At 55.5% G+C, this 730-nt stretch carries 2 tRNA genes and 1 rRNA gene; all 3 read left to right on the top strand.

From position 1 onward, the window contains the following. Positions 1-17: 17 nt before the first annotated feature. A tRNA-Ile gene (locus tag GJ654_RS20685) sits at positions 18-94 on the top strand. A 105-nt stretch (positions 95-199) separates the two neighbouring features. Then, positions 200-275: transfer RNA gene (locus GJ654_RS20680), tRNA-Ala, on the top strand. Positions 276-592: 317 nt separating this feature from the next. Next, positions 593-730 (top strand): 23S ribosomal RNA (locus GJ654_RS20675); the annotation flags it as partial.

The raw sequence follows: 730 nt of genomic DNA, 5'->3' as shown, positions 1-730 counted from the left end.
GATCGATACAACAGCTCGGGCTTGTAGCTCAGTTGGTTAGAGCGCGCGCTTGATAAGCGTGAGGTCGGAGGTTCAAGTCCTCCCAGGCCCACCATGTTTGTTAAGCAAGATCGTCGCCGCTAACTGAGGTTGTGTGCTCTCGGCCATTCGCAAGCGAATGGCCTGACGCACTCCCGGCAAACGCTAAAGCGTTTGCCTCGGGGCCATAGCTCAGTTGGGAGAGCGCGTGCTTTGCAAGCATGAGGTCGTCGGTTCGATCCCGTCTGGCTCCACCAGACGGTCTGATCCCGGCAAAATCGTCCTTAAGGTATGACAGTTTCGCTGTGGACTTTCTTTCGAGAAAGCCCGGCGGGTTATCTAACATTGTGAAGAGGAAACACATCCGATCCAGCGGGGTAGGGCGTCTGCCAAGACGTCTATCAACGCGCTGCTGGAGCGATTGTCACAGTGGACACGGCTTGACCGCGGTGTTCTCGGGTGTGTTCGAAGCAAGAAATGGTCTTTTCGATCGTCGTCTGGTTCTTCGCGAGAAGGACAGCCGGTTTTGCCTCTGCCGAGGGGTGAAAAGCTGGTGGACGTCGATAATGAGAGCAATCAAGTGTCAAAAGGGCATTCGGTGGATGCCTTGGCGCTAAGAGGCGATGAAGGACGTGGTACGCTGCGATAAGTCTTGGGGAGCTGCGAACGAGCTTTGATCCGAGAATTTCCGAATGGGGCAACCCACCTTCGA

This window comes from Rhodoblastus acidophilus (assembly GCF_009720655.1).
Taxonomy (GTDB): domain Bacteria; phylum Pseudomonadota; class Alphaproteobacteria; order Rhizobiales; family Beijerinckiaceae; genus Rhodoblastus; species Rhodoblastus acidophilus_A.
The sequence above is the reverse complement of the archived record's forward strand: the minus strand, read 5'-3'. Positions and strand labels throughout refer to the sequence as shown.